The organism is Pseudoalteromonas maricaloris (assembly GCF_024746855.1).
GTDB lineage: Bacteria > Pseudomonadota > Gammaproteobacteria > Enterobacterales > Alteromonadaceae > Pseudoalteromonas > Pseudoalteromonas maricaloris.
Genome location: NZ_CP024626.1, coordinates 598,590 through 623,523, shown reverse-complemented (window position 1 = coordinate 623,523; position 24,934 = coordinate 598,590). Strand labels below are relative to the sequence as shown.

Here is a 24,934-nt window from a genome sequence, read left to right as displayed (position 1 = left end):
AGTTATGGAACCAATTACGATTGCTTTGGGCCTAGCTAAGCTAACCGGCCTGGATAAAAAGATAGGCCAATGGATTGGTGGTGATAATGGCGCAGAGGTAGCCACAAAAGTGGTAGATATGGCGCAAACGCTTACAGGCGAAGGCGATGCAACAAAGGCGTTTGATAAGATAAGCAAAAACAGCGAGCTACAAACCCAATTTAGACTCGCGGTACTAAATAAGGAAGAGAACCTAGCCGAGCTGGCATTCAAAAATTTGGATAGCGCTCGGAATATGCAAAACAAAGCGCTAGATCAAGATGACAAAATGGCAAAGCGATTTGTTTACCAGTACGCGTGGTTTTTAACGGTCGCAACCTTCATTTATATAGGCTGCATTACTTTTATTGACATCTCAGAGCCCGCAAGGCGCTATGCCGATACCATTTTAGGCTTTTTACTCGGTACCACACTTGGTGCAATCCTGCAGTTTTTCTATGGTTCAAGCCTTGGATCCAAGGATAAAACCAATAAATTGCTGAGTAAGTAGGGCACGTATGCCAGGTTTATCTCCCCAGCATGGCCAACTCGTTAAATTCGATGAGGCCATTTCCAACCTTAAACAAAAAATCCAAATACCCACCGAGTCATATAAAGACCTACAGGGCCATATTCATGCGCGAGCATTCACAGTTGCAGGCGCTACAAAAACAGAGCTGTTGGATGACCTATATAAGTCAGTAGTAGCATCTATTGAGCAAGGTGAAACTATCACATCCTTTCGAAAGCGATTTGATGAGGTAGTTGCAAAACATGGCTGGTCATATAACGGTAAGCGCGGCTGGCGAACACGCGTTATCTACCAAAATAACAAAAATACAGCGCGAGCAGCTGGGCGCTGGCAACAGCAAGAGCGACTAAAGCACAGACGTCCATATCTTCTATACTTAACGGCAGGTGATCAGCGTGTAAGAACGGAGCATAAAAAGTGGCACTATATATTACTGCCTTTAGATCATAAGTTTTGGGACTCGCATTACCCACCAAACGGATGGATGTGCCGCTGTAAAGTTGTGAGCCTAAGTGATGCTGATATTAAACGCATGGGCTTAACCGTAACGCCAGACAATGTAGTCGACCCATTATTAAAACCGTTTAAAGTGGCTGATCCAGAAACAGGCGAAGAGTTAGAAAAGTTGTCAGGCATCGACCTAGGCTGGAACTACAATCCTGGCAAAGCATGGTTAGGTGCCGATAAATCAACGGGGGAAATGTTAGGGCGCTTGGACAAGAACTTACGCGAAGTTACTACACCCATTTTTAACGAGATCATCAACCAAGGTGAAAGTCATTTCAAAAAGCAAATGGCTACCGCAGCTGCAAAGCAAGTATTAAACAAGGTAGACTCAGGAACCGCATTTACGCTTGCTCACATGCAAAGCAAAGTATTCAACCATATAATAAAGGTAGCACCACAAACCAAGAGTACGCTCATCGTCATTGAACACTCAGTACTGATGACAGCTATCAATTTATTAGGGTTTGAGAAAGCATCTGAATTGATGCGCATTGTACAAACTGGCGAGTTCATTTCGTTTAATAAAAGCGTGGTCAAACTGGCCATTGATGGTGTGATGATCACAGTGCAGATTGGAAGTGACTTTAACCGTGTGGTTGCTTTAAACAAGATTTAAACCGTGTTTAATGTCCGTTTAAAGGTCGTTTAAACTCAATTTAAAACGGCGAATTTCGATCTAATTCTAAACGTACATTGAGCAGGAATGATCGCGAAATGAGGCAAAACGATCAGGTTTTGTCTAAAAACAAATGCCTGATGAGATTTTAAAGATTTAAAGCGAAATTATCTGAGGTCCAGATTTAATAGGGGCTTCAGAGCATCCATTCATTGGAATCCGATCCATACTCAAATCTAGAAATGAACAACCCCTTACAATAGGGGTCTCAGATGACGGTCAAAAACGCCACACAACAAATTTAACATAATATAAATTATGGGATTATTTATACAGTATTGCATAATACGTATCTGAATTATTATAATATGTCCAATACTAACCAATATCGGACTTATCATGATTTTACCACTGGTCGACACTTTAAAGCAGCTTAGGTATCAAATCGCCCATCTTGAAGATGATACGCTTGGGCATGAATATCCAGAGCTGGAAAAATTCTTGGCTCGTCATGGTAAATCACTACCGGTACATAGCGAGCTACAGTTCTTATTTCAGTTTTTGTATGTTTACGGTCGTAAGTCTGAAGCAACTTTTAACCGCTTTCGTAATGAGCTTGAGCGCTTTTATTTATGGTCGTGGCTGGTTGCTGAGAAGTCAGTGTTTGAGCTAAAACGCGAAGACATCGAGGCATATGTGGATTTTGTGGTAGAGCCAGATAACGCATGGACACAAACTTCTGTGCAGTGGCGTTATAAGCAAAACCAAGGTATCCGTCAGGTTAACGAAAATTGGCGGCCATTTGTTCTCAAAGAAAACGGCGCTAGCCAGCAAACGTTGGCAGCAATGTTTACCGCGCTCAATGTGTTTTACAAGTTTGCCATTTTAGAAGAAAAATCATTTGCTAACTTTGTTCCAGTGGTTAAGAAAAATAGCCCGTATTTAGTGGTTCAATCGCAAATCAATCTTCCTGATACGCTGAGTGATTTGCAATGGGAATATGTTTTTGGTGTAACACGTGATTTAAGTGAACAGCAGCCGGACCTAGAACGAAATCTTTTCGTATTAGCTTGCTTAAAAGGCTTGTATTTACGCATTTCAGAGCTATCTGACCGCCCTCATTGGTCACCAGTAATGAGCCACTTTTGGCAAGATCAAGATGACTTTTGGTACCTAAGAATTATGGGTAAAGGCAATAAGCTAAGGGATGTAACGCTTAGCGAAGACTTTATCAGTTATTTAAAGCGTTACCGGCAGTACCGGGGGTTAAGCGCCCTACCTCGCGTTGATGAGCCCTACCCAATTGTTCATAAACTAAGGGGCCAAGGCGGTATGAACGTTCGTCAATTACGCCGTATTGTTCAGCAAAGTTTTGACTTAGCAGTGGCTAAACTAAAGGAAGATGGCTTTACAGAAGAGTCAGAGCAACTCGAAGCCGCAACTTCACACTGGCTAAGACATACAGGTGCAACGCATGATGCGCAACACCGACCGCTAAAGCATCTATCTGAAGATTTAGGTCACGCTAAAATCGCAACAACAGATCAAATTTATATTCAAACCAATATTAAAGAACGCGCCAAATCGGGTTTGAAACGGAAGATTTAGGCTCTGAGCGTTCGGTCTGGATTTTAAGGAGTATATATGAGCTCAAGATCATTGGTAATAATTGAAGATGACTTAGGCCTTGCGGAACTGCTTAGGCGCTTCTTTGAAAAACATGGTTTTATCGTGAGTATCCAAAATGATGGAGTGAGCGGATTGGCGCATGTCCTGAAACTTCAGCCAGATTTTGTATTGCTTGATTTGATGTTGCCAAATAAAGATGGTTTCGAGATCTGTAGGTCACTACAAAACAGGTACAATGGTAAATTGATTGTGTTAACCGCGAGTCACGATGATATAGACGAAATTACGCTATTAGAAATGGGGGCTGATGACTTTATTCATAAGCCAGTCAACCCACGAATTATCCTAGCGAGATTTCGAAAACTAGTTCGCTTAGCAGAAGAAAGTGAGAATAAACAGCAAAATGGGCACGTGATCCGTGTTGGCCCCTTCTCATTTAACTCATCGACAAGGCAAGCAAGCCAAGATGGTATACCGCTTGGTCTCTCAGACAGTGAATACACATTATTCCATTTTTTGGCGTCTAATGTTGACTCTATTCTAAGTCGCGACCAAATTTCAACTCAGCTGTACGGCCGCTCATTTGATGGTTTCGATCGTACAGTTGACAATAAAATAATGAAGATAAGAAAGATTATCGGTGATGAAATGCCCTATCAACACCTCATCACTGTAAGAGGGAAAGGATATATTTTTGTAAATAGCAAGGAAACTGAATGACAAGCATACGTTTAGCATTTGCAAGCTTACTCTTTGTTAGTTTGTTTTTAGTGATAAACCCCCTTTTGACTTCTCTAGCTACAAGTTATTTCTCAAAAGAGCTGAAAATGGATGTAGAGCTAGATTATCTAGCCTATGTTTATGCTTTAGATGCAGCTCGTCCTGGCTTGGATGATGCTCAGTGGCAAGCTTTACTTGCCCAGATCTCAGAAAAAAGTAATCTAAAAGTACAGACACTAGATAGACCTGCATTTGAGCAAACGACTAAGTTAGTCATCGAAAACGTTTATGATGAGGAATTACAAACCGTAATCGCAAAAATACAAGGTAAAGAGTTAATAGCGTTTTCTGCGCTTGGAGTGCAAGGCTCTGCAGGGGCGATCCTCAATTTTATTCAGTATGGTTTACCCTTAGGACTAATCCTAGTCCTATTTTTGTTGCACTCACTTTGGTTGCAATTTCGACTTTCTAGGTTAGAACATGCTAGTAAATTAATTGCACACGGATTGTTATCTAAACGTGCTGATACCGGACTTTTAGCAGTCGGACGTGTCAATTACGCCTTTAATCAAATGGCTGAAAAATTAGAGTGTGCCTTTGCACAGCAAAGGAATATGATCAGAGCCGTATCTCACGAGTTCAAAACGCCATTATTCCGACTTCAGCTCAAGCTTGAGTTGCTTGATGTTCCACCAAAGAACAAAAATCTGGTTCGAGAGTTATTTGAGGAATGTGAAGAGCTTGAAATGCTGGTGCATGAGATTTTGGAGTTCAGTAAAGTAGAACAGTTTTCCGCAAAGACCAGCGTTTCCAATTTTGATTTGAGTACACTAATTAATGAATACATCGTCACTTTAGAAAAGTATTGTAATCACCCTATAATTATAAATTGTCCAAACTCAGTATGGATAAGAGCCTGCCAAACAGATGTTAAACGCGTGCTTCATAACTTAATTGTTAATGCTGATAAATTTGCAGTCGAGCAGATCCGTGTTTCACTAAGTTTATGTAACGCTCAACTTCTCTTAACTGTGGAAGATGATGGCATTGGCATTGCAGAAGATAAACATGAGTTAGTCTTCCAAGCCTTTTTTACGGTAGATGAAAGTCGCTCAGGAAGAAGACGGGGTGCAGGCCTTGGCTTGACCATCGTAAAAGAAATTTTATTGAACTATGACGCTGAGGTCTCGGTAAGCAGAAGTGAACTCGGTGGCGCATGTCTAACTATCAATTTGTCCCCAATGTTGATCTATTAACTATGACAAACCCCTGACAAATCCGCGACAATCAAATCACCACTTACACTTTAAAATAACTTCATATTTTAATCGATAGGAAGTTATGATGAAAAAATTCAACTTAAGACCCATCACTTTAATCTTGTGTATCGTCCTTGCTGGTTGCCACTTTGACGAAAATAAAAGCAGCGTAGAGGTTGTTCAACAAACGCAAAGAAATGAGCTTTGGTATTCGGAACATTATGGTGAAATAAAACAAATAGTTGATGAGCGTCTAGTGACCTGGCAAGTAACAGGCTCCTCTTGCTATCCAATTCTGACATTAGACCCTCTTCCGTTATTTGATGCGTTTAGCGCCAAAAGTGCAGGCTTGCTTACCTATAAACGACCCTACGATTCTGGCCCTGTAAAATACACTGAAATATCCAGTCTCGATGAAGTCTGTAAAGACGGATTTATATCTACCTCAGATAAAAGTGACTATACCTTTGACGCACAGGCAATCTTTGAACTTTTTTGGCTGGATATGAAAAATCACTATGCATTTTTCTCTGAGCGTAATATAGATTGGGACGCTGTTTATAACCAGTATGCTGGGCAGCTAAGTGATGCCAATGAGACAAAACTACTAGGCGTATTTCGTGAAATACTTGAGCTACTAAATGATGGTCACACCAGGCTTTATTTTAGCCTTGAAGAAGAACCGATAAATTTTGAAGCTAAACCTACCCTATCCAAAAGGTTAGAACGAGAAGCGGTTGCTCTAAACTTGAGTGGTGAACTTGCTGAAAAATATATTGAAACGCAAACGAATCAACTACAAATGACGATTGCACAATATCTGGATCAAGAGACAAAGCAAGACTTTATAATGCGTAAGCAGCAAAGTCCAAATGGCCCTAATTGGGGAGTGATTAACACTGGTGGTCAACATATTGGTTATTTGAAACTCTATCATTTTCAAAACTTTATTGATGTAGCAGGTATTGAGCGTCAAGATATTAGTTATGCCAATGCGGCTTTCAACGATTTACTGGATGAAATTTTCACAGACTTATCCCGTACTAATCAGCTGATTATTGATATTCGCGATAATGAAGGTGGCCATGACATACAAGCACTAGAATTAATCAAGCGCTTTATCTCACAAAATACGCTTGTTTGGGATATTAGTACATTTTATGCTGGGGCGTTACATCAGCTGACATCGGTTTATGCAGAGCCTGATAATGACAGGCCATATTATCTTAAAGATATTTATCTCCTAACCTCAAACGGTACTTTCAGTGCTAGCGAAACCTTTGCGTTGGCGATGTCTGCGCTCCCTCAAGTAACATTGGTAGGACGCGCTACGGCTGGTGCTACCTCCGATACTTTTCCACGGATGCTGCCTAATGGTTGGATTTATGAGCTTAGTAATGAGTACTATGAAAACAGTTTGGATTTGAATGTGGAGGTGCTAGGTGTTCCTGTTGACGTTGAAGTCGATCCCTTCGACATCACATTTAGAAAAGAGAACAAAGATGCGGCGATTGAAAAAGTATTGTCACTACTAAGCTATGAGCCTTAATTATGAAAATAATTATGAAAAAGGACATCCACTGATGTCCTTTTTATCATTTAAGTGTCTTAGCAAAAAAGCGATGGATTGAACTACTACATTTAACTCAACTAAATAGCATCACTTACGCTTAAAGCGTACAATCAGCTCGTACATTTCTTTTGCGGTCGATTCTAAATCTTTACTCTCTTGATGTACTTTGTCTGCACTATCCAGGCTATTGTTCGCAAGCTGAGCAATATTCACAACTTGCTGATTAATGTCATCAGACACGGTCGCTTGTTGCTCAACAGAAGTTGCAATTTGCATCGACATATCACTAATTTGGATAACTGCTTGGGTGATTTGTTGTAGCATATCGGTGCTTTGATTCAGCTGTTCAATACCATGGAGCGATTCTTCTTGGCCTTGCTGAGCAATATTTACTGACGCTTGTGTGCTGCTGGTTAGCTCTTCAATGATTGCATGGATCTCTTTAGTCGACTCTTGAGTACGCTGTGCTAGATGTCTAACTTCATCAGCAACTACTGCGAAGCCCCTACCTTGTTCACCAGCTCGCGCAGCTTCAATTGCTGCATTTAGTGCTAGCAAATTAGTTTGCTCAGCGATTTGTTCAATAATCTGTGCGGCGGCAGCAATTTTATCAGTTTGCTTAGAGACACCTTCAACAGAATTGCGGATATCGGCAATGGTATTACTTAAATCACCAAAAGCAATTTTGGTTTTATTAGCGATCTGCTCTGTTTGAGAAGTCAAATCAAGGGAGTTTTGAGCATCTTTAGCACTCAATTGCACGCTGTTAGAGACATCGTTGATGGTTGTTGTCATTTCATTCATGGCAGTAGCAACAAGCTCAGTCTCAGTTTGCTGCTTTTGTAAATCGGCATAAGTTGCTCGCGCTTCTTTACTCGCCGTATGCGCTCCTTTTGATACGTTTTGCGCCGCATGTTCAACACGCGTAAGAATTGTATCTAGGTGTGCCCTTTCACTCTTTAAGCGTACTTGGATTGATGCCATGGTGCCATCCCAAGTCGAATAAACTTGCTCAGATATCTCATCGCAAAAACTGTGCGCCAACTCAGATTCTAGTCGTCTCAGCTGTTCTTTATCGCGCCAAGTTGCATAAGCTGAATATGCTAACATATTGGCCATTAACCAAAAAAAGCCTGCAGATTCTGAAGCAAAATACCAAAGTGCCAGTGACGAGACGATGTTAAATACTGGCCAAACAACACGTAATTTGGGAAGACTGAAACTGCTTCCTTTATTAGTATTTACGTTTGTATAAAGTTGACTTGCCCGTTCAACCGTCGCCCTATCTGGGCAGCTTCTAACCGACTCATAGCCTATGATTTTGCCATTTTCTGTTATTGGGGTTACATAGGCATCGACCCAGTAGTGATCACCATTTTTACAGCGGTTTTTTACGATCCCCATCCATGGCTTACCTGTTTTAAGCTGCGCCCACATGGTTTGAAACGCCACAGGTGGCATATCTGGATGTCGTACTATATTATGAGGTTGTCCAACTAACTCATCACGGGAAAATCCACTAACATCAATAAACGCTTGATTGCAGTCAACAATATTACCTTTCAGATCAGTGACGGAGATGAGTTTTACATCGCGAGAAAAGGTTTTTTCTCTTTGGGTTACTGGGTGGTTGGTTCTCATTAGACATGTCCAAAACTAACAAAAAATTGATTTTCCCTTAAAGATTTGCAGGAAAATACGCCCTCAATCCATGAATAGCAATAGAGAAGGGATTAATTAATGATAATTACAACTATAGTGTGAGTTAATTTTAGGCGCAAATTGATTTATGCCAGTTTAGATCGAAATTAGGCTTACTCCCGTATAGCCTTTCTTGTAAAATAATCCTATTAAAATGATAATCTAAGGAGCGTTAGGTGTCTCGCTTTTCAGCCATAACAGATAACCCCCATGAAGGCCGATTTAATTCCAAAACGGGTATTCTTATTACAAATTTAGGTAGCCCAGATGCACCAACGGCTAAAGCACTTAGAGTTTATCTCGCTGAGTTTCTTTCCGATCCCCGTATTGTCGAAATTCCAAGACTAATTTGGTTAATGATTTTGCATGGCATAATTTTACGTGTTCGCCCTAAAAAATCTGCACACGCCTATCAGTCAATTTGGACTGATGAAGGCTCACCTTTGATAACCATTAGTCGAGCGCAAACTGATAAAATAGAAAAGCAATTACGCAGTGAAGGTTTTGAAGGCATCGAAGTTGAGCTTGCCATGCGCTATGGCAACCCGTCAATTGAATCAGGGCTTGAGAAGTTAAGAGAAAAAGGCATCACACGAATTATCATTGTGCCGCTATATCCTCAATATTCCAGCGCGACAACAGGTTCAACCTTTGATCAGATCTCAAAGGTGCTAAGAGGTTGGCGCTGGGTACCAGAACTGCATTTTATTAATGGCTATCACAAACATCCGCTTTATATTGAATCTTTAGCTAATTCCATTAGAGAAGATCTTGAGGCGAATGGAGAGCCAGATAAATTGGTTTTTTCATATCATGGAACACCAAAGTTATTTTTAGATAGAGGCGACCCGTATCATTGTTTTTGCCAACAAACGACTCGCTTAGTCGTTGAAAAACTTAATCTTGATAAAGAAAAAGTGATGACGACCTTCCAAAGTCGTTTTGGTAAAGCAGAATGGTTGCAACCTTATACGGACAAAACACTTGAGAGTTATCCGAGTCAAGGTATTAAAAACGTCGCAATTTTAAGCCCAGCTTTTAGTGCCGATTGCTTAGAAACACTCGAAGAGTTAGAAGTTGAAAACCGTGAGATATTTGAGTCTGCTGGCGGTGAAAAGTATCGCTATATTCCAGCACTAAACGACCGTGATGATCACATTAAAGCAATCACTGCGTTGATAAAACCACTGTTGTAATAAAGGCACAGAGGCAATCTGCTATTTTTTAGGTGTGATATCAAAATATCACACCTTTATTTTTCTAACGCACTTTGTGTTTGTTCAACAAAAGCGTCTGTTGTGAGTAACTCAAGGCAGGCATCTATTGGTTTTGCGGGGCTGTAAAAGAATCCTTGAATGTGATGACAACCGAGCTCTCTTAACTTTTCGAGTTGAGTAAACTGCTCTACCCCTTCGGCTATCACACCAATTCCCAACTTATCACTGAGCTTAATGAGGCAGTCTATCATTACTTGTTTGTTGTAATCAGACATTAAGCTGTCGACAAAGCTCTTGTCTATTTTTAGGTAATCCACTTGGTTTTCTATCAAGTTACTTAATGATGAATAGCCAGTACAAAAATCGTCAAGCGAAACCTTTATCCCATGCTCTCTTAGTTGATTAAGCGTTTTCCAAGTATAACGATTTGTGGCAAGCGATTCGGTAACTTCAATGGTAATTGCTTCATACGGGATCTTTGCTTTTTCGATGGCAGAGGTAATTAACTTCACCTGATTAATACTGGCTTTAAACTCACTAACAGAACGGTTAATAGAGATCCCAACCTCTGTAAAACCAGCTTGGTGGATTTTTGCTAAGTCTTGGCAACTACGCTCAAGCACGAACTGTCCAACTAAATGAATAAGACCAAATTCTTCGGCGATAGGAATGAAAGTACCTGGTGATACCATTCCGTATTCATCATCAAACCAACGTACTAGGGCTTCAAACTTTGTGATGTGGTTGGTATCAGCATTAACGATCGGCTGATAATAAACGGTAAGCGCTCCTTCTTTCAGTGCTTGTTTTAACTTGTCTTTAAGCTTTATTTTATTTAAATAGGCATTTTGAATTGCGGCATTGTGTAGGGCTACCTGTCCACGCTCGGTCTTTTTCACACTGTTAAGTGCATGCGCAGCGTTTCTGAGTAAATTTGCTGCGGTGATCCGAGAGCCAGCTTCAAGCTGAGCTATGCCTGTCGAGCAAGTGACTTCTATGGTAATTTCATTAAATACATAGGGCTGAGAGAGTTTCTGTGAAAGCTTTTGAGCAATCTTAAGCGCGCTTTCCACATCGCTGCACGTAAGTAGTAACGCAAACTCGTCACCACCGTATCTTGCGATAATATCATTTTGGCGAACCGCATTTTTCAATCGTTTAGCTACAGAAATAAGTACCTTATCGCCAATCTCCGGACCAAAGACATCGTTGACTTCTTTGAACCTATCCAAGCCAATAAAAAGCAATGAGCAACTGGTATTGTTACTTCTTGAGCCCGATATTTGTTCTTCTAAGCGCTGCATAAAGCTACGGCGATTTAACAGCGCGGTTAATGGTTCATGATTAGCGTAGAAGGTAAGTTGAGACTCGTTACGCTTCCATTCGGTAATATCTCTAAAAATGCCGACGTAGTTAGCAACTCGACCTTGCTCATCCTTCACCACACTCAGTGTTAATTCCTCAGGATAAATCTGACCGTTCTTGCGACGGTTGTGGATCTCTCCTTTCCAATGGCCAACCGTGCTCAATGATGCCCACATGGCTTCATAGAATGATTTATCTTGTTTACCAGATGATAACACCGCGGGGTCTTGGCCCAATAATTCGTAGCCGGTATAACCCGTTAGCCGCTCAAAAGCACGATTCACCATAATGATTTTATTTTCATTGTTGGTGATCATAATGGCTTCTGTAGCATGCTCGAACACAACATTAGTGAGTTCGAGCTGTTTATTTAGCGATGAAATATAGCTAATATCTTGAATAGTCGCAGTGAATACAAGTTCATCGCTATGCTGCTCATCAGACTCTACTTGACCAATAATTCTTAATAACCCGTAGTGTTCGGTGCGAGAGGTCAACGAAACTTGTAAATCAACATGCCGAGTTCCACCTAGTTTGACTTTCTCTAAAGCTATCCGCAGTCGTTCACTATCTTCTATCGTGAGTTTATCGAGCAATAATGACAGCGACGGAGAATGAGCTTTTGTCTTAAGTAGATGATTTAGGTGGGGGGAAAAGTAGTGTTTGTTCTGTTTAAGTTGCCAAGTCCAAGTGCATAAGTCCGCTATTTGCTCACCTTTTGCAAGTTGTTTGAGTAAAATTCCTTGTTTGGTCAATTCTAAATTGTGGCTAAGCTCCGTTGAGATCAGGTGTCCTAATTCTTGAAACCATAGTTTTTCTTCTAGGCTAACTTGTTTTTCTTTATTAAACAAACAGACCATTATTCCTATGGGTGTATGATCTAATGCTCGCAAAGTTAAACCAAGATAACCCTCTATGCTTAAAACGCGAAGGATCTCATCCTCTTCATAAAGTTGCTGTAAACCACTTGTGACGCAACATACATCATTGCTTGCTTTAGCATCAAAACAAGGTGTCCCTTCAAGGTCATAAATAATATTATCGACTTCTTTACCATCCGCGAGGTACATCACGGTCTTTACGCGCTTATCGTTATCGATAAATTTACCCACAAAACAATGATCCGCATCAAATCGTTCATACAACTGTTTCAATGCAAATTGATATCGCTGATTAGTGGATGTTAAATTGTAAAAATGGCTAAACGTTAAATTCATAGAAGTCTGTATGGCTCATTCCCGACCAAGATTTTTGTTTAATAAATAATAATAGCTTAATAAACTACATAGAATATAAATACAGATCAATAAATTTGCTTTGTGATGAGAAATTGAGTCTAGTGAAGGTTAGATAGCGCCGATTGGCGCTATCTAAGAAGAAAATTTGTTTAACTACAGTTGCGGTTGTACGTCCAAACCATAACCAAACATCACAGCGAGTACCAGTACAGTTGCCGCAGCGACCATGAGTTTAGCCATCAACGGCATACAGAATCTAAACCAATGTGTGTAAGGGACGCCAGCCATGCCGAGTATCCCCATTAATACCGCATTTGTTGGCACTATCATATTTGAGAAGCCGTCACCAAACTGATACGCAAGTACCGCAACCTGTCTTGGTACACCAACTAAGTCGCCTACCGGCACCATCAGTGGCATAGTCACATATGCCTGACCTGAGCCCGACGGAATAAACATATTTAAAAGCGTTTGGATAAGTAACATACCAACGGCCGAAACTTCTGCAGCAACATAAGAAAGAGGAGTTGAAAGTCCATGCACAATCGTGTGAAGGATTTGACCATCTTCAAGAATAAGGGCAATACCACGAGCTACGCCAATAAGCACGGCAGTAGTGACCAAGTCTGAAACCCCTTCAATAAAACGGTTTGCAGCTTCGTCTGCTGAAAGTTTACCAAGAATTGAAATCACGACACCCCATGCGATAAATAAACCACCTAGCTCGTATAAATACCACCCCTGAGTGGCAATTCCCCAAACTGCACAAACAAGTGTCACAATAAAAGTAAGCAAAATGGTTCTATGACGACCGTTAAGCTGCGGATAGCTAGGTGCGGCCTGACCCGCCAGTGGGCAAGGCACATCTTTCATCATCGAGTGTTCAGGATTTTGCTGTACCTTTTTGGTGTAGCTCCATACATGATGAAAGCCAATCAGTACAAAGGGAACAAAAATAGCAAATCTTAACCATATGCCCGAATATACTGGTACTTCAGCAATTTGCTGGGCAATTAATACCGTAAATGGGTTGAATGCTGAAACACCGTATCCAATACCGTAGCCTGCGATGATCATGCCAACGGCAGTCATGGCATCTAGCTTCATTGCCTTACAGAGCGCAACTAAAATCAGCACAAACGGAATGTATTCACCTGCAGTACCTATCGCACTTGACGCGATTGCAAAACAAAACACCACCATAAAAATCAGCTTTTGTGGTTTATCGCCATTTTTCTCAAGTAAGCGACCGATCAATGCATCAACAGTGCCTGTTGCACGTGCAATTGCGAGTACACCACCCACTATCATCACAAAGAAGATAACGTCTTGCGCGGCGGCAAAAGCGCGAGGAATAGCTTTTAACAGATCCCAAGGAGTAAGTTGAACAGATTCTTCTGCAATGTGGTAGGTGCCAGCAAGTACAACTTGTCTGCCAGTGTCAGTGGTTGCAGTATCAAAAAAGCCTTGTGGAATAATCCAGGTCGACAGCAATGCAATTAGCATCATACCTAGCAATAAGACTAGTGTATGAGGAACTTTCAATGTTTTTGCCATGGAAAGTACAGCTCCAAATTAGGTAACGGTAAAAATTGCAACGCATCTTACCGATATTCGGAGCAGATTTCACTTTTTAATATCGAATTTCCAATTATGCTACATTATGATTAGCTAAAACGGCATGCTCTACGCGGTTTCTACCGTTAGCCTTCGCTTGATATAAACTACGGTCCGCTAGTTTAAGTGCGTGATGCAAATCCTCAGAGCATAGCGGCCAATGAGAGATCCCAAGAGAAATCGTGATATGTCCCGCCTCGCCAAACTCAGTTTCAGCGGTACATGCGCGCAGACGCTCAGCGATCCTATCTGCTTTGTCTATATCTACATGCGGTAGAAACATCAAAAACTCTTCACCACCACTACGACATAGGTGATCTTGTTCACGTGCATTAGTGCGCATCAGCTCTGCGAGTTTTCTGATTACCACATCACCAACATCGTGGCCGTAAGTATCATTCACGTGTTTGAAGTGATCGATATCGAGCGCAATAATGCTAAACGGAGTTTGCTGCTCATAGGCAGTCTCTAGCCACTTTTCCATTCCTCGTCTATTGAATAAATGAGTCAGCTGATCTTGCTTTCTTTCATCGTCAAAGCGCTGGATCTGTGCTCCTAAGTTTTTAACACTACTGTGCATTGCCTGATAAAGCCACGCGGCTTCATAATACCATGTGGATACATGTGGAAAATCGATGTTTCTGCCATCTTGCACTTGCTCTGATAACTTAGCTAATCGCCATAATGGCTTAGCAATTAAGGTTCCGAGTCCAAGCACACAAATCAGCAAGAATACGGTAAACGGAATGGTCGTTTTTAAGACGTGCCGCATGGTGTTCGCTAATTGTGACATCGTGACCTCTAATGGGCGTTGTGCCACGACCCCCCAACCACTCGTCGGTACTGAAGCATACCCAGCTAGCATTGCTACCCCTTGGGTATTGACGATTTGGGCGGAACCTGAAGTTTTGCTGAGTAATGATTCAACGACCTCATTTTTGGTGACGTCTTGCCCAATACGATGATCATCATGATGATAAATGAGTTTACCGTTGGGGCCAGTAACATAAATATAGGTTTTGTCTTGGTGATGATGGTTTGCTAATAATCGGCCTAAGATATTGTCACCTTTAAGATAAATCCCAGCTGCGATAAAACCTACGAATATTCCTTCTTGGTCAAACATTGGATGAGTTGGGCTCACCATCAAATTCCCAGCCGGCGAAACAAATGGACCTACAATAAAAGGGGCTTTTTCACGAAGTGGCAAAGTTTCGACTTCATTTTTGAGTGTAGCTCCTATCACACCAAGTGAACTTGGTTGGGCACCGATAATTTCACCTTTTGCGTTTACTAACACGATAGAGTCAAAACTATGTGTCCTTGTAAGCATTTGACTCAACTCTTTATTAACCACCTCAGGGTTATCTAGCTGCGTCGCAATGGTTTCGCTCGACGCTTTTAGTTGCATCAATACTGATTGCAAGAAGAGATCGGTAACATCTGCTAACTTAGTTGCATAGGCACGATTTGCCTCTAGCGTATCTTTTACCATCACCTGTTTTTGCACTTGGTAGCTCGAAAACAATGCGTTTAGTAACGATGTAAATACGCATAATGTGGCAAGAATGAGTATCAGCTTTTTAAGGTCTAACCAATGTTTTGCTTTATTTATTTGTACCACTAAAAATTCTCTTTAATGTACTTCCATGACATTTTAGCTATTCGTTTGAGTGAAACAGTTAATCTATATCAAACTCTGGTCAGACCAATAACGAATTAGAACGTCCACATTCTGTGTGCCCGTATTATAACCACATGGTTAAAAATATTTAGTTTTTTGAACGGATTATTGGTATTGTCTCAGCTATCAGGTGTAAAATAATCTGAACATAAATACAGCGAAGTTCTTAATGAAGAAAAAGACTACCAATCCACTAGTTGGCCACTTTACACTTGCTTGCCTTGCGCTTGCGGCGATATGGATGTTCGTATCTGATAAAGATGCATTGCTTGTCCTTAATTCCTTGGTTCTTGTCTATATTGTATTTGCTTTAGCAAAACGGTTGATGAAATCTTCCAATAAAAAGTAACTTACTCTACTCACCTAGTTCAGAGCTAAGTTACGCATTAGCCCTGAACATCATAAATAGTTTGTTTTACTGCCTAACCAGCTTTAATAGATTTTCTCCCCTACTATCAAGCTCATTAAGTGGCTTAAGCCCCATAATGTGTGTAAGTGTTGGGTAAACTTCTAAATTGCTAGCTTGCTCTATCGTTACACCCGATTTAAAGGCGGGGCCACTTGCGACAAAAAATGCGGCCATATCAGCTGTTACCTCATACCCATGTGTACCATAATAGCCTTGCTTGCCTTTCTGCATAAAGACAATAGGTGCTTTTGCTTGCAGGATAATGTCACCGATACGAGAAGACTCACCGCCATTAAGTTGCTGTTTTCGCTCACTACTCAACACCTCATAACGACCCTCCGCTTTTTCACGTAACTGCTGTATAAGTGTCTCAGCTTCAAGTTTTTCTTCGCCTAGCGCATAAAGCGACACTCTCGTTCCACTGTTTTTGATAGTCCATTCTTTAGGTATATCTAGCTCTTCGAGGATCACAGCTTTGTCTGGCTCTATACTTGCCATACCATGATCAGAAACGAGTACTAGGTTCACTTTAATTTTGTCCTTTTTCAAAGCAACGACAAAATCTCCGATTAAGCCATCAACAAATTGTACTGCTTCTCTCGTTTTTTCATGGTCAGGTCCGTATCCATGACCCATAGAATCCACTAGAGAAAAGTAGCTGGCGACAAACAATGGTTTTTCGCTTTTTGGTAATTTTAGCCAATTGTGTATTTCATTAAGACGATTCTTGTAATCGGCTTTCTTTGAATAATGATAGTAATAGTCAGGCGTCATACCATTGATTCTAGCGTCTGATTCTGGCCAAAAATAAGCGGCAGATTTATATCCATGCATTTTTACAAGATTCCATAAGGGAATACCACTTATCCAAGAGCTATCCACTTTACCCATCCCCATCTTATAACACTCTTCACGCTTCTTATCGCAAAAGTAATTATCGACGATGCCGTGATTGATTGGTTTTAAACCCGTAACAATAGACAGGTGATTTGGAAATGTCTTAGTCGGATATTGAGGCCATAGCTTAGTCGCTCGGACGCCCTGCTTCGCAAGATTTGCAATATTCTTTGCATCGTGTTTTTCAATGTAGTCCCATCTAAATCCATCGATGGAGATCAATATGGTTGTCGCGCGCTCAGCAAAGGCAGTGCAACTAAAGATAGATAAGGTGAAAAGGAGGATTCTTAGCATGTATAAATTCCCGTGTCATGTGAGTACCGCTGCAAAAGTAAGAGGCTGTGCAGCATAATCCGTGTGATTGCGGCCGCATTAAATCACAATGATTTGAAATTTATATTGATTTGCGGTCAGTGGATGGCAATTATAGATATTCGGGGAGGGTTAACTTTCACTATGTTGTAGTTGAGCTTAATTAATGCTTGATCTAAGTCAAAGTGACCTTTATATTAAAGTTTCAATAATTACTGAAAGTTTAGAACAATGAACTTATCACCAAAAATAGAAAATTTTGTACTTCATTGCGGCGAAATGGGAAGCCGTTGGGGTTTCAACAGAACTATAGGACAAATGGTTGGTTTGTTGGTTATTAATGAAAAACCATTAACAGCGAACGAAATCGCCGATGCGTTAAAAATTTCACGCGGTAACGTGAGTATGGGAATAAAAGAATTGCAATCTTGGCAACTAGTTAAGGTGCATCATATTCCCGGCGACCGTAAAGAATACTACTCTCCAAACGGCTCTATTTGGGATCTCGCTAACCGCGTATTTGAAGAGAGAAGAAAAAGGGAAATCGACCCAACACTCACTCTACTTCGTGACCAAATCCTAGATAGCGCCAACTCACCTGAAGAAGTGTATGCACAGCAGCAAATGCAATCCATTCATGACCTACTTGAAACCGTCACTAAGTGGTCAGCGGAACTTCAACGCCTATCACCAGAGCAATTGCAATCGTTGATGAAGCTCGGTTCTTCTGTGAGTAAAGTAATAGATTTAAAGGATAAATTATTACGTAAGTCTTAAAGTGCGAGGTGCGTCATGCTTGATACGTTGTTGTTGTCGCGAATACAATTCGCAGCAAATATTAGTTTTCATATTCTCTTTCCCACGATAACCATCGCGTTAGCTTGGTTTCTGGCGTTTTTTAAACTCAAGTATGACCTAACCGAACACCCGGTTTGGTTAAGAGCTTATCGCTTTTGGGTCAAAATTTTTGCATTAACCTTTGCACTCGGTGTCGTAAGCGGCATTACCATGTCGTTCCAGTTTGGTACAAACTGGCCCGGCTTTATGGAGAAAGTCGGCAATATTGCAGGTCCCTTGCTCGGTTATGAAGTATTGACCGCATTTTTTATGGAAGCAACATTTTTAGGGATCATGTTGTTTGGCATGAAGCGCGTACCACCTAAAATACATACTTTAGCCACTTTTATCGTCGCCATAGGTACAACGCTTTCCGCATTTTGGATCCTGTCTTTGAATAGTTGGATGCAAACCCCGACAGGCTTTGAACTTAGAGACGGTATCGTATATCCCACGGACTGGTTCGAAGTTATTTTCAATCCTTCATTCGGTTATCGCTTCTTCCATATGTTATTAGCTAGTGCGCTGACGGCTTCATTTTTGATAGCTGGTGTCAGTGCGTATCGAATGCTGAAAAACGATGAAAAACATGCCCCCAAGAAAGCGCTAACCGTTGCATTAACAGTTGCGGCGCTGCTTACTCCATTGCAGGCTTTCGTTGGCGATTTGCATGGCCTAAATACGCTAAAACATCAACCACAAAAAATTGCAGCAATGGAAGGGGTTTGGGAAACAGAGAAAGGTGCACCACTATTATTATTCGCAATTCCGAATGAGGAAGAAAGACGCAACGACTTTGCGCTCGGTATTCCTAACATGGCAAGTTTTATTCTTACCCACGACGTTAACGGTGAAATTAAAGGGCTTAATGAATTTAAAGGTGAACACCCACCTGTTAAGCCCGTCTTTTTCGGTTTTAGAATCATGGTTGGGATGGGCATGCTGATGATCTTAGTTGCGTTTGTTACTCGTTTTACATTATGGAAAAAGGGCGAGTTACCTAAGTGGCAACTGAAAACGCTTGTTGCGATGACTTTCTCAGGCTGGGTGGCTACCCTCGCAGGCTGGTATGTCACAGAAATTGGCCGCCAACCTTATATCGTCAGTGGGATCTTAAGAGTTGAAGATGCAGTCACAACAATTGCCTCAGAAAACGTCTTATTTACACTCATTGGCTATCTGACGATATATGCAATCTTACTGTACGCTTATATTCGCACTTTGTTCCACACTGCTAGCAAGTCTGTAGAAGTGGAAGAGTACGACATGAAGGAATTTGCTGAGGAGGTGACTCGTGTTTAATCCGGAATATCTATCTCTCATCTATGCCGGTTTGATGGCACTCGCAGTGCTTGTTTATGCAATATTAGATGGTTACGACCTTGGCGTTGGCATGATGATCCCGCTGGACGATAAAGAAACCGCAGACACTATGATAGCCTCTATTGGTCCATTTTGGGATGCTAATGAAACGTGGTTAGTTTTAGCTGTAGGCCTTGCATTTATCGCATTTCCTCAAGCCCATAGCATGATCTTGCAGGCGCTCTACATTCCTGTAGTGTTTTTACTCTTTGGCTTAATTATGCGTGGTGTCGCTTTTGATTTCAGAGCAAAAGCGAGAGTTAAACGCCAAAGGCGGTGGGACAAAGTATTTAAATTTGGGTCGCTACTCACCTCGTTTGCGCAAGGGTATATGCTGGGGCTTTATGTCATAGGCTTTGAAAATACCCCTCTTGCCCATGCATTTGCAATCTTTAGTGGAATTGGCGTTGTCTGCGCGTATGGCTTAATTGGTTCAGCATGGCTAATTATGAAATGTGAAGGGAAATTGCAACAAGATGCTATTAGCTGGTGCAAAAAATTTGCGAGAGTAGCCTTTGTTGGGGTGTTGCTCGTTTCTATCATCAACCCAGCGATTAATGAGTGGATCTATGAGCGTTGGTTTGACCTCCCGATGGCCTTAGTCGTATTACCAGCCCCGATTATTTGCTTGTCGCTCTTTGTAATTTTAGAACTTGTGTTACAGAAACTACCAAAGTCACCAGATAATGGGGCTTGGCTACCATTCCTGATTTCAGCATTTATCTTTGTGCTTTGCTTCTTCGGCTTAGTTTATAGCTTTTACCCATTTGTAGTTCCGGGCAAGCTAACCATCTTCGAAGCGGTCGCTGACGCATCGGCTCTTACTTTCTTATTATATGGCGTAGTCATTGTGGTGCCGACCTTAATTGCATATACGTTATTTTCGTACCGAGTCTTTTGGGGCAAGGTTCAACCTTTGTCCTACTATTGACACTTGCATACATTAGCCCAACCAAAAGGCAGCGAGTTGGACGCTGCCTTTTTTATTGCATTAAGAATAATACTCGCCTCAGCTATATGTCTTTCTGTTTACCAAGCTATATCCACCAATAAAAATGCATAAAAAAGCCCGTTGCTAGAACGGGCTAAATCAGATTTTCTAGGCTAAATTTTTGGATAGCCTATACGGTCAGATAAATATCCAACGCTTGAGGCAAAGTAATAAGATCTATTCCAATTCATTAAAGCCTTGTAATTGTCATAAGCCAAGTACATCCGGCCATTGGCGTCATCTGGCATCACTAAAGCGGCTGTGATATTCACTTGTGGCAAGTCAGTGCCGTCCATTCTGCGAAGACCAAGCGCTTGCCACTCCTGCAATGAACGCTCAGACTTACGCCATTCACTAAGCCACTCTTTGTGTGATTTGGTGCCACGCTTTAAAATGTAGCTATTGTCAAAGCCTTCAGGTAGCTTAACTTGGCGACCCCAAGTAAGATCATCGTTCCAGCCCACACTTTTCAGGTAATTGGCTATTGACGCAAAAGCATCCTCTTGCGTCGTCCAAATGTCCTTGCGACCATCTTTATTATAATCAACGGCATAAGACTTAAATGAAGTTGGCATAAACTGAGTTTGACCCATTGCTCCTGCCCAAGATCCTTTGAAATCACCCAGACCGATGTGACCATCCCTTAAAATATCCAGCGCAGCCCACAACTGTCTTTTATACAAAGCTTCTCGACGACCATCAAAAGCAAGCGTCACTAACGCACTAATGACTGGATAGCCACCTTGAATACGACCAAAGTTACTTTCAAGGCCCCATAGGGCAACAATAAACCGTGCCTGTACGCCATATTCTTTTGCTATTTTTTCTAAAGATTCTTGGTGTTCTTTGTAGAGTTTGCGGGCCTGTTGGATTTTCCATTCAGGGACGCGCTTGGGTAAATAAGTTTCTAGTGTTTCGACAATTTCTGGCTGGGACTTATCAGCCTTAATCACCTTTTCCTTAAATACTGCTGTTGCAAAAGCCTCATCAACTAATTGTTGTGTATAGCCCTTGTCAACCGCTTCTTGTTTTAAGTTTTTGAGGTATTCATCAAACTTCGCTTGAGTGTTAGCAAAGACTGATGTGGACAAGCAAACTGAGGCTACTAGTAGGGAAATTTTTTTTATCACGAATCTGTTACTCCGTTTTGCTTTCTAAATTCATCAAGCAAGCTTTCTGTATGCGGTGGAAGTTGCAAGTAAAACCCATCGTCAGTTAATTTTTGCTTAACCGTTTCAAGATCAGCAATTCCCAATTTTGTTCTTCTCGCAAGGTCAATGATCATGACATAGATAGGAGTGCCGAAAGTTTCCATTAACGGTGCAGGGACATTGGAAAAATCATCTCTTTTAGTTACAAAAAGATAGGTATCCGCTTTTTTTGGACTTTTGTATATGGCAGTGAGCATTATAAGCCTATAAATTCTTGCTAATCATGGGCGGTCACTATACCATGCTATTAGTAAGTTGTGGAAAGTTTTACTACGCGCTAAAGTCAGCTAGATAAGGCTTTAGCGGCGGTTGTAACAGAAATTTGAGTACATATGGCAAATCAAACATTCGAACTAAAAGGAAATCTATTTACACTCTCTGTGCTGCAGTTGTTTTCTTTAGATCTGACCAAGTTAAGGCAAGATCTTGATAGCAAAATTTCGCAAGCGCCTAAATTTTTTCAAGGTGCACCAATTGTGGTTAATTTAGCTGATGTTCAGGAGCAAACTGTAGAATTCAAAGAGTTAAAGCAAACACTGGTCGATTTACAGCTCAATCCAGTGGGTGTGTGTAGCGGTACTCAAAGTCAGCACGACTTAGCCAAAGAAGCCGGGTTTTCTGTACTAAACTATTCAAGGGATGTGCAACCGAGTACCCCATCACAATCTCAAGCAGCAGAAGTAGTAGAAAAACAAGTTTATCTTCCTGCTCAAATTGTGAACGGAACGGTACGTAGTGGTCAGCAAATTTATGCTAAAGACCGTGATCTGATCGTGCTAGGTGCTGTAAGTCATGGTGCAGAAGTTATCGCCGATGGTAACGTGCACATTTACGGTACTTTACGTGGTCGTGCAATCGCAGGTGCGCAAGGCCAAGAAGACACGAGTATATTCTGTCAGCGCTTAGAAGCTGAGCTGGTGTCTATAAACGGGAGTTATTGGATCAGTGATTCGCTGCAAGGTGAACACTGGGGTCAAGCTGCTCAAATAACACAACAAGACGAATCATTAAAAATTACAGCTTTGGTCAAAGGATAAATCAGATGGCAAAAATTATTGTCGTAACTTCAGGTAAAGGCGGTGTTGGTAAGACAACGTCAAGTGCAGCAATTGGTACTGGCTTAGCGCTAAAGGGTTATAAAACAGCCATTGTCGATTTTGATATTGGTCTTAGAAACCTCGACTTAATCATGGGATGCGAGCGTCGCGTTGTTTATGATTTTGTCAACGTTATCAACGGTGAAGCAAATCTAAATCAAGCATTGATTAAAGATAAGCGCGTTGAAAAACTTTATATTCTTCCAGCTTCTCAGACTCGTGATAAAGACGCCCTCACTCGAGAAGGGGTTGAGCGTGTGCTAAATGAGATGAAAGAAGAATTTGATTTCATCATTTGCGACTCACCAGCGGGTATTGAAGCAGGCGCAATGATGGCATTGTACTTCGCTGATGAAGCCGTGGTAGCAACTAACCCTGAAGTTTCATCCGTTCGTGACTCAGACCGTATTTTAGGTATTCTACAAAGCAAGTCGAAGCGCGCTGAAATGGGCCTAGAGCCGGTTAAGGAACACCTATTGCTTACACGTTATAACCCAGAGCGTGTAGATAGCGGTGAAATGTTGTCGGTAGACGATGTTAAAGAAATTCTAGCGATTGACTTACTAGGTGTAATACCTGAATCAAAAGCAGTACTTAATGCGTCTAACTCAGGGCAACCGGTTATCTTAGACCAAGAGTCTGATGCAGGCCAAGCATATAGCGATGCAATTAACCGCTTATTAGGTGAAGTCGTTGATTTCCGTTTCTTACAAGTTGAGAAGAAAGGTATCTTCAAACGGATCTTTGGAGGGTAAGGTGTCATTACTAGATTATTTTCGTTCTGAGAAAAAAAATAGCGCATCATTAGCGAAAGAGCGACTGCAAATCATCGTTGCGCACGAACGCTCAAAGCGTGGTACACCTGACTACTTACCACAACTTAAGCAAGACATCCTCGATGTTATTCGCAAATACGTAAAAGTAGATTCAGATGCCGTCAACGTCCAGTTTGAACAAAACGAGGATGATTTAGCAGTATTAGAATTGAACGTCACTCTACCTGATGATGAAAAGTAACAGTTTGAATAAATGTAATAAGGGCTATTTCTATAGCCCTTATTAATTTCGTTTTGCCCATTCTAATTAAGCTGTCAAGGGGCTTTACATTGCCCTACTCTTTGCTTAATTATCCGAACTTCAGGTCACTTATTCTTATTTAAGGACAAAGTACCTTTGACCCTTTTTGCAGGCTTAGCATTGGGCTTTGGGCTTGACTTACGTTTGTTGTGACTGTGATTTTGTTCACCATTTCGCGTTTTTGGCTTAGGCTTAACGCTATTTTGCTTGTCGAGTTCAGTTGTTCGATCTTTGCTGTTATGCGCTCGCCTATCTTGCTTTGGACGACCAACCTCACTAACTTCACTTCTAGGCTTATCATGCTGTTTTCCCGCACCAGCACCCGCTGATGCCTCTTGTGTTTTACTCGATGATTCTGTTGCGTGATTAATCGCTCGCATTTCGTTTTCGTTAAGGTGACGCCACTTACCAGAGCTAAGGCCGGTTAGATCGATATTCATTATCCGAATACGTTTAAGGTGTGTTACTTCAAATCCTAGATATTCACACATTCTGCGAATTTGACGATTTAAGCCTTGCGTCAATACAATGGTAAAAGACTTAGCCCCGGTTTTACGTACTTTACAAGGCTTTGTGACGGTGCCAAGGATTGGAACACCTGAGGACATACGTTTTACGAAGCGCTCATCAATGGGCCTATCGACCACAACCTCATATTCTTTTTCATGGTTATTGCCGGCGCGAAGGATTTTATTGACCATATCGCCTTGGTTGGTCAAGAAAATTAATCCTTCGGATGGACGGTCTAAGCGACCAATAGGGAAAATACGCTCAGGATAGTTGATTGCACTGACAATATTGCTTCTGATTTTGCGCTCGGTGGTACAAGTTACACCAACAGGTTTATTATAAGCAATAAATACAGCCTTTGGCTTTGCTTTCAGAGGCTTACCATCAATGATGATAGTGTCAGCATCAGACACTTTGGTGCCCATTTCTGGTAGAATTCCATTTACTTTGACACGGCCTGAGGCGATTAAGTCATCAGCTTCTCGACGACTGCAGAATCCTGTTTCACTGATGTATTTATTGAGGCGCTTTTGCTCTGTCACGATACAACCACTT

21 protein-coding genes are annotated in these 24,934 nt (G+C 41.4%); 13 read left to right on the top strand and 8 right to left on the bottom strand.

The features are described 5' to 3' along the window. Positions 1-4: 4 nt before the first annotated feature. From CTT31_RS20510 to CTT31_RS20485, 6 genes are all read left to right on the top strand, one after another. Positions 5-529: a hypothetical protein gene (locus CTT31_RS20510; RefSeq protein ID WP_237116095.1), complete on the top strand. Its 525-nt coding sequence runs from the start codon at positions 5-7 to the stop codon at positions 527-529. Positions 530-536: 7 nt separating this feature from the next. Beyond that, complete coding sequence (locus CTT31_RS20505) at positions 537-1,673, top strand: phage head morphogenesis protein (protein ID WP_260492921.1); 1,137 nt, start codon at positions 537-539, stop codon at positions 1,671-1,673. Positions 1,674-2,072: 399 nt separating this feature from the next. Then, entirely contained in the window at positions 2,073-3,281 is a 1,209-nt protein-coding gene (locus CTT31_RS20500) for a tyrosine-type recombinase/integrase (RefSeq protein WP_039495180.1), read from the top strand. A gap of 36 nt (positions 3,282-3,317) precedes the next feature. Further along, positions 3,318-4,022, top strand: a complete 705-nt coding sequence (locus CTT31_RS20495) for a response regulator transcription factor (protein ID WP_260492920.1) — start codon at positions 3,318-3,320, stop codon at positions 4,020-4,022. Beyond that, complete coding sequence (locus tag CTT31_RS20490; protein WP_260492919.1) at positions 4,019-5,278, top strand: sensor histidine kinase; 1,260 nt, start codon at positions 4,019-4,021, stop codon at positions 5,276-5,278. Before CTT31_RS20495 ends, CTT31_RS20490 begins: the two co-directional genes overlap by 4 nt. A gap of 85 nt (positions 5,279-5,363) precedes the next feature. Continuing rightward, positions 5,364-6,830 carry a S41 family peptidase gene (locus tag CTT31_RS20485; protein ID WP_260492918.1) on the top strand — a complete coding sequence of 489 codons (1,467 nt, stop codon included), beginning with the start codon at positions 5,364-5,366 and terminating at the stop codon, positions 6,828-6,830. A gap of 111 nt (positions 6,831-6,941) precedes the next feature. On the opposite strand, the gene CTT31_RS20480 is transcribed toward CTT31_RS20485, so the two are convergent. Beyond that, complete coding sequence (locus CTT31_RS20480) at positions 6,942-8,495, bottom strand: methyl-accepting chemotaxis protein (protein ID WP_260492917.1); 1,554 nt, start codon at positions 8,493-8,495, stop codon at positions 6,942-6,944. A gap of 236 nt (positions 8,496-8,731) precedes the next feature. Here CTT31_RS20480 and hemH point away from each other — a divergent pair, with 236 nt between their 5' ends. Then, positions 8,732-9,751, top strand: a complete 1,020-nt coding sequence (hemH, locus tag CTT31_RS20475; RefSeq protein ID WP_211857056.1) for a ferrochelatase — start codon at positions 8,732-8,734, stop codon at positions 9,749-9,751. Positions 9,752-9,807: 56 nt separating this feature from the next. Here the strand turns inward: hemH and CTT31_RS20470 are convergent, their stop codons facing one another. From CTT31_RS20470 to CTT31_RS20455, 4 genes are all read right to left on the bottom strand, one after another. Beyond that, complete coding sequence (locus CTT31_RS20470; RefSeq protein ID WP_260492916.1) at positions 9,808-12,354, bottom strand: putative bifunctional diguanylate cyclase/phosphodiesterase; 2,547 nt, start codon at positions 12,352-12,354, stop codon at positions 9,808-9,810. A gap of 174 nt (positions 12,355-12,528) precedes the next feature. Further along, positions 12,529-13,932, bottom strand: a complete 1,404-nt coding sequence (locus CTT31_RS20465) for a YfcC family protein (RefSeq protein WP_017216779.1) — start codon at positions 13,930-13,932, stop codon at positions 12,529-12,531. A 94-nt stretch (positions 13,933-14,026) separates the two neighbouring features. Continuing rightward, positions 14,027-15,616 carry a sensor domain-containing diguanylate cyclase gene (locus CTT31_RS20460; protein WP_260492915.1) on the bottom strand — a complete coding sequence of 530 codons (1,590 nt, stop codon included), beginning with the start codon at positions 15,614-15,616 and terminating at the stop codon, positions 14,027-14,029. Positions 15,617-16,091: 475 nt separating this feature from the next. Then, positions 16,092-17,276 (bottom strand): alkaline phosphatase family protein, encoded by a 1,185-nt coding sequence (locus tag CTT31_RS20455; RefSeq protein ID WP_211857060.1) that lies wholly within the window; start codon positions 17,274-17,276, stop codon positions 16,092-16,094. 249 nt (positions 17,277-17,525) lie between these two features. Between CTT31_RS20455 and CTT31_RS20450 the strand changes: the two genes are divergently transcribed. From CTT31_RS20450 to CTT31_RS20440, 3 genes are read left to right on the top strand one after another with little or no spacing between them, the layout of a single operon-like run. Beyond that, entirely contained in the window at positions 17,526-18,071 is a 546-nt protein-coding gene (locus CTT31_RS20450) for a GbsR/MarR family transcriptional regulator (protein WP_010605404.1), read from the top strand. 15 nt (positions 18,072-18,086) lie between these two features. Further along, entirely contained in the window at positions 18,087-19,433 is a 1,347-nt protein-coding gene (locus CTT31_RS20445) for a cytochrome ubiquinol oxidase subunit I (protein ID WP_039495168.1), read from the top strand. Then, the gene (locus CTT31_RS20440; protein ID WP_211857062.1) at positions 19,426-20,424 is read left to right on the top strand and encodes a cytochrome d ubiquinol oxidase subunit II; all 999 of its coding nucleotides are present in this window, start codon (positions 19,426-19,428) and stop codon (positions 20,422-20,424) included. The genes CTT31_RS20445 and CTT31_RS20440 overlap by 8 nt, the downstream gene beginning before the upstream one ends. Before the next feature lie 173 nt (positions 20,425-20,597). Here the strand turns inward: CTT31_RS20440 and CTT31_RS20435 are convergent, their stop codons facing one another. Together CTT31_RS20435 and CTT31_RS20430 are read right to left on the bottom strand one after the other, a co-directional pair. Further along, positions 20,598-21,614 (bottom strand): lytic murein transglycosylase, encoded by a 1,017-nt coding sequence (locus CTT31_RS20435; RefSeq protein ID WP_211857064.1) that lies wholly within the window; start codon positions 21,612-21,614, stop codon positions 20,598-20,600. Beyond that, complete coding sequence (locus CTT31_RS20430; RefSeq protein WP_010372955.1) at positions 21,611-21,892, bottom strand: YcgL domain-containing protein; 282 nt, start codon at positions 21,890-21,892, stop codon at positions 21,611-21,613. The genes CTT31_RS20435 and CTT31_RS20430 overlap by 4 nt, the downstream gene beginning before the upstream one ends. Before the next feature lie 135 nt (positions 21,893-22,027). Between CTT31_RS20430 and minC the strand changes: the two genes are divergently transcribed. From minC to minE, 3 genes are read left to right on the top strand one after another with little or no spacing between them, the layout of a single operon-like run. Next, on the top strand, positions 22,028-22,732 hold the full coding sequence (gene minC, locus CTT31_RS20425; RefSeq protein ID WP_010372958.1) for a septum site-determining protein MinC: 705 nt from the start codon (positions 22,028-22,030) through the stop codon (positions 22,730-22,732). Between the two features lie 5 nt (positions 22,733-22,737). After that, positions 22,738-23,547 carry a septum site-determining protein MinD gene (gene minD / locus CTT31_RS20420; protein ID WP_010372960.1) on the top strand — a complete coding sequence of 270 codons (810 nt, stop codon included), beginning with the start codon at positions 22,738-22,740 and terminating at the stop codon, positions 23,545-23,547. Between the two features lies 1 nt (position 23,548). Next, the gene (minE, locus tag CTT31_RS20415) at positions 23,549-23,809 is read left to right on the top strand and encodes a cell division topological specificity factor MinE (protein WP_010372964.1); all 261 of its coding nucleotides are present in this window, start codon (positions 23,549-23,551) and stop codon (positions 23,807-23,809) included. A 125-nt stretch (positions 23,810-23,934) separates the two neighbouring features. On the opposite strand, the gene rluF is transcribed toward minE, so the two are convergent. After that, a complete protein-coding gene (rluF, locus tag CTT31_RS20410) occupies positions 23,935-24,921 on the bottom strand; it encodes a 23S rRNA pseudouridine(2604) synthase RluF (RefSeq protein WP_260492914.1) in 987 nt (328 codons plus the stop codon). Positions 24,922-24,934 lie beyond the last annotated feature (13 nt).

Coding starts and splice junctions, on each gene's coding strand:
- CTT31_RS20490 (WP_260492919.1), top strand. CDS start 4,019: ATGACAAGCATACGTTTAGCATTTGCAAGCTTACTCTTTGTTAGTTTG.
- CTT31_RS20480 (WP_260492917.1), bottom strand. CDS start 8,495: ATGAGAACCAACCACCCAGTAACCCAAAGAGAAAAAACCTTTTCTCGC.
- CTT31_RS20510 (WP_237116095.1), top strand. CDS start 5: ATGGAACCAATTACGATTGCTTTGGGCCTAGCTAAGCTAACCGGCCTG.
- CTT31_RS20470 (WP_260492916.1), bottom strand. CDS start 12,354: ATGAATTTAACGTTTAGCCATTTTTACAATTTAACATCCACTAATCAG.
- CTT31_RS20500 (WP_039495180.1), top strand. CDS start 2,073: ATGATTTTACCACTGGTCGACACTTTAAAGCAGCTTAGGTATCAAATC.
- CTT31_RS20430 (WP_010372955.1), bottom strand. CDS start 21,892: ATGCTCACTGCCATATACAAAAGTCCAAAAAAAGCGGATACCTATCTT.
- CTT31_RS20505 (WP_260492921.1), top strand. CDS start 537: ATGCCAGGTTTATCTCCCCAGCATGGCCAACTCGTTAAATTCGATGAG.
- CTT31_RS20485 (WP_260492918.1), top strand. CDS start 5,364: ATGATGAAAAAATTCAACTTAAGACCCATCACTTTAATCTTGTGTATC.
- CTT31_RS20450 (WP_010605404.1), top strand. CDS start 17,526: ATGAACTTATCACCAAAAATAGAAAATTTTGTACTTCATTGCGGCGAA.
- CTT31_RS20465 (WP_017216779.1), bottom strand. CDS start 13,932: ATGGCAAAAACATTGAAAGTTCCTCATACACTAGTCTTATTGCTAGGT.
- CTT31_RS20445 (WP_039495168.1), top strand. CDS start 18,087: ATGCTTGATACGTTGTTGTTGTCGCGAATACAATTCGCAGCAAATATT.
- CTT31_RS20455 (WP_211857060.1), bottom strand. CDS start 17,276: ATGCTAAGAATCCTCCTTTTCACCTTATCTATCTTTAGTTGCACTGCC.
- CTT31_RS20495 (WP_260492920.1), top strand. CDS start 3,318: ATGAGCTCAAGATCATTGGTAATAATTGAAGATGACTTAGGCCTTGCG.
- minD (WP_010372960.1), top strand. CDS start 22,738: ATGGCAAAAATTATTGTCGTAACTTCAGGTAAAGGCGGTGTTGGTAAG.
- minC (WP_010372958.1), top strand. CDS start 22,028: ATGGCAAATCAAACATTCGAACTAAAAGGAAATCTATTTACACTCTCT.